Here is a 4814-nt window from a genome sequence, read left to right as displayed (position 1 = left end):
AGGCTCGCCGCCACGGTGATCTTGGACAGGGTGAGGCCCGAGGACACGATGCTGTCGACCGCGCTTCGGATGCGCTCCACGTCGGCGCCCCGCTTCTCGCTCCAGGCCCGGACCGCCTCCGCGCCGGAGAGGTCCTGCGCGGCGACCTCCGCCGTGAGGCCGCGATGGGCATAGGCGATGCTGTCGATGGCGCGATCGAGGGCGAGGCGGTCGAAGTAATCGCCGACCGTGATCTCGTGCGCCGCGCTAATGAGCGACCCGAGGCGGAAGGCCGCTTCGAGGGCGAAATGCGTGCAGGCGATGTCGCTCACGGGCTTGCCCGTCTTCTGCGCAGTGAGCACGATGTCGGGAGCCGCCACCAGATCCGGCAGGGCCGCGATGCGGCGCGCCAGATCCTCGGGCGTGCCCTGCTCCATCAGAGCGGCCGCGCGGGCGTTCAAGGCGGCGAGCGCCTCGGGCGACAGGGTATCAGGCAGGCCGCGCTCGATCTCCGCGATCCCGGACCGGTAGGCGCCGATGATCGTGTCGAGGGAGTGGCTCGAGAAATCCACGTTGCGGATGAACCAGACGATGCGGTTCATCAGCAGGTCCTGCAGCTCGCCGTAAAGACGCAGCTGCAGCGCGCCCGGCACTACCCCGTCGAGGGCGTCGATGGCGACGTTCAACTCTGTCAGGCCGAAGGAATCGCGCGTGGCGGCATAGGCGGCCGCGATCGTCGGCGCATCCGCTCCGGTCTGATCCACGAGACGGGCCACCATGGTCGGGCCGCCCCGGTTGATGATGGCGTTGGCGAGCTGCGTCGCGATGATCTCGCGGCGCAGGCGGTGGCCTGCGATCGCATCCGGGAAGCGCTCGCGCATGGCCGCCGGGAAGTAGCGGTCGAGCTCTTTGCCGAGATAGGGATCGTCGGGAACGGCGCTGTCGAGCAGTTCGTCGTGCAGCGAGAGCTTGGCGTAAGCCAGCAGCACGGCGAGTTCCGGCCGGGTGAGGGCCTCGCCGCGACGGGCGCGTTCGGTGAGAGCGGCGTCGTCGGGCAGGTATTCCACCTTGCGGTTGAGGCGCCCTTGCGCCTCCAGCATCTGCATGAGGCGGCTGGCGAAGCCGAGATCGGCGACGCCGCGCCGCTCGGAGAGCGAGAGCGCCAGGGACTGCAGGTAGTTGTTGCGGAGCACCAGGCCCGCGACCTCGTCGGTCATGTCGGCGAGAAGCGCGTTGCGCGCTTCCTGCGTCAGCCGCCCGTCGCGCTCAGGCGTGGTGAGCGCGATCTTGATGTTCACCTCCACGTCGGAGGTGTTGACGCCCGCCGAGTTGTCGATGGCGTCGGTGTTGAGGCGGACGCCGCTCTGCGCCGCCTCGATGCGCCCGCGCTGGGTCATGCCGAGATTGGCACCCTCGCCGATCACCTTGGCGCGCACATCCGCGCCAGTGATGCGGATCGCATCGTTGGCGCGGTCCCCCACCTGCTCGTCGGTTTCTGCCGAAGAGCGGATATAGGTGCCGATGCCGCCGAACCAGAGCAGGCCCACATCGGCCTTGAGAATGGCGGTCATCACTTCCGCAGGCGTCGCCTCGTCCTTGTCGAGGTCGAGCAGCGCGCGCATTTCCGCAGACAGCTTGATCGATTTCGCGCTGCGCGGGAAGACGCCGCCGCCAGACGAGATCAGCGCCTTGTCGTAATCCTGCCAGCTCGAACGCGGCAGATTGAAGAGGCGTTCGCGCTCCTTGTACGACGTCTCCGGATCCGGAGACGGATCGAGGAAGATGTCGCGGTGGTCGAAGGCGGCCACCAGCTTGATCGCCGGCGAGAGCAGCATGCCGTTGCCGAACACGTCGCCGGACATGTCGCCCACGCCCGCCACCGTCACCGGCTCTTTCTGGATGTCGATGTCCATCTCGCGGAAGTGGCGCTTCACCGCCTCCCACGCGCCGCGGGCGGTGATGCCCATCTTCTTGTGGTCGTAGCCCTGGCTGCCGCCGGACGCGAAGGCGTCGCCCAGCCAATGCCCCTTGTCGAGAGAGATTTCGTTGGCGATGTCGGAGAAGGTGGCCGTGCCCTTGTCGGCCGCCACCACGAGATAGGGATCGTCCCCGTCATGGCGCACGGTGTCGGCAGGCGGCACCACGTGATCGCCCTTGATGTTGTCGGTCAGCTGCAGGAGCGTGCGCACGAAGATGCGGTAGCTCTCGGTGCCTTCCGCGAGCCAGGCCTGACGGTCGCTCGCGGGCGGCAGCCGCTTCGGCACGAAGCCGCCCTTCGCGCCGACCGGCACGATCACGGCGTTCTTGACCTGCTGGGCCTTCACGAGACCCAGCACCTCGGTCCGGAAATCCTGCGGGCGGTCGGACCAGCGAAGGCCGCCGCGCGCCACCTTGCCGTAGCGCAGATGCACGCCTTCGACCCGCGGCGAGTAGACGAAGATCTCGTAGAGAGGCTTCGGCAGCGGCAGGCCCTCGACCTTCGCGCATTCGAACTTGAACGCGATGGTCTGGCGCGGCAGGCCGTTGCCCTCGAGCTGGAAGAAATTGGTGCGCACCGCGGCTTCGATCAGGTTGATGAAGCGCCGCAGGATGCGGTCGTCGTCGAGGCTCGTGACGTCCTTGAGCTGCTCCTCGATGGTCGCGCGAACGGCGGCTTCGGCCTCCGCCTTGCCCCCGTGGCGGGGATCGAAGCGCATGTAGAAGAGCTTGACGATGTTCGTGGTGATCGCGGCATGGCGGGCCAGCGTGTTGGCCAGGTAATCCTGCGCGTAGGCCACCTGGATCTGGCGCAGGTAGCGGCCGAGCGTGCGCACCATCGCCACGTCGCGCCAGCCGAGCCCGGCTTCGAGCACGAGACGGTTGAAGCCGTCCGATTCCGCGAGGCCCCGGAACAGGGCGAGCAGGGCCGCCTCGATGAGCGCCTGGATCTCGTCGATCCTGATCGCGCCGCCCGTCGCGCGCTCGAGCGCCATGTCGTGGAGCCAGACGCGGTCCATGCCGGTCACGCCCGTGGAGACCACCCGGTAGGTTCGCTCGTTCACCACCCTGAAGCCGAGATTTTCGAGCAGCGGGACGCGGTCGGACAGGGGCAGCGCAGCGCCGCGCGAAAACACCTTCAGGTTGACGCGGGTCTCGCCGTCTCCCTCGCGGCGATAGAGATCGACCGCCCGGGGACGGGCTTCGGACAACTGCTCCAGAAGCGCGATGTCCTTGATCGCCTGATCGGCCCCGAAGGCCTCGCGATAGGCCGCGCTGAAGGCATCCGCGTAGCGGGCCGCGAGCGCGCGGGCGCGCACGCCGCCGATGGTCTCGGCGAGCTGGTCGCGCAACGAATCGCCCCAGGTGCGCACGATCGACGCGATCCCTTTCTCCAGCGTGTCGCGGGAGACCTGCGGGGTCTGCCCCTCGTCGCGCCCGATGATGTAGTGGGTGCGCGCGAGCGGACCTTCGGGATAGGCCGGATAGGAAGCGGAAACGCGCCCCTCGTAGATGGCCGCGAGGAACTGGCCGATGCGCTGGCGCACGCTCGTGTCGTAGCGATCCTTCGGCACGAAGACGAGCACCGAGACGAAGCGGTCGAACTCGTCGGCCCGCGCCAGCGCCCGCACGCGCGGACGCTCCGACAGGTTCATGATGTCGATGGCGAAGTGATAAAGGGTGTCCTCGTCGATCTGGAACAGCTCGTCGCGCGGGTAATTCTCGAGAACGTTGAGCAGCGCGCGGCTCGCGTAGCTCGACGGATCGAACCCGGCCCGCTGGACCACCTTCGCCACCTTGTGGCGCAGATACGGCACTTCCGCCGTGGTGTTGGTATAGGCGCTCGCGGTGAAGAGGCCGACGATGCGCAGCTCGCCCTGCAGCCTGCCGTCCGAATCGAACAGCTTGACGCCGATATAATCGAGATGCGCGCGGCGATGGACGCGCGACTTGACGTTCGCCTTTGTGATGATGAGCGCCTTGGGCTTGTCCAGGAAGGCGCGGATTTCCGGCGTCATCGCCACGAGTTCGCGCCCGCGGCGCAGCACACGCACGGAAGGGTCGCGCAGGAGCCCCAGGCCCGATCCTTCCACGGGATCCGCCGCGGCGTCTCCGGCCGGCAGCCGGTATTCGCGAAGGCCCAAGAACGTGAAGTTGTCGCGCGCGATCCAGTCGAGGAAAGCCACGGCCTCCTTCACTTCGTCGTCGGGCAGCGGCGGCGGGTTGAGGCGGTAGTTCTGAACGATCTCGGTGATGCGGGCGCGCATGCCGGGCCAGTCGTGCACGGCGAGCGAGACGTCCTTGTGGACGCGGCGCAGGGCCTCGATCAGCCGCTCGCGGGTCTCGGCGTCGTCGATGCGGGGCAGATGAATATGAATGAAGCTCTCGCGCTTGACGCCATGCCGGCCCGTGCCGGTGGCCTCGCCTACGAGGCGCACGAGGCTGCCCTGGGCGTCGCGCTCCACGGCCAGGATCGGATGCGCGACGAGATACGGCTCGTAGCCCTGGTCGACCACCTCGGCGAGGGTCGAGTCGAGCAGGAAGGGCATGTTGTCGTTGACGATTTCGAGAACCGTCACATCCCGGCGGCGGCCCTCGCGCTCGACCTCCAGATCGACGAGGCGGATGTCCTCCCCTCCCCCGACCCGGGGAGCCTTGAGGTGCTCGTAAGCCGCCGCGGCCAGCTCGGCGAGCGCCGCCGGCGAATAGGCCGCCAGATCCTCGGGCGGAACGCGCCCGTAGAGATCGCGGACGAAGGTGGGGGGAATGGCTTTGTGCCCGGCTTCCAGAACCGCAACGGCCTCGGCCGTCAGTTCGCTTCCGCTGGTCGGCGTTTCCAGCTTCATGCGCGTATCCTC

The 4814-nt window shown here is 68.0% G+C and carries 1 protein-coding gene; it reads right to left on the bottom strand.

Annotated elements, in window-relative coordinates; all coding sequences use genetic code 11:
- Window positions 1-4802 (bottom strand): NAD-glutamate dehydrogenase (locus tag ACS5Q0_RS27285; protein WP_473129755.1); only part of this gene is annotated, 4802 nt, incomplete at its 3' end.
- Between the last annotated feature and the right edge of the window lie 12 nt (window positions 4803-4814).

The sequence above is a fragment of the Microvirga sp. HS2 genome, assembly GCF_055792805.1.
The sequence above is the reverse complement of the archived record's forward strand: the minus strand, read 5'-3'. Positions and strand labels throughout refer to the sequence as shown.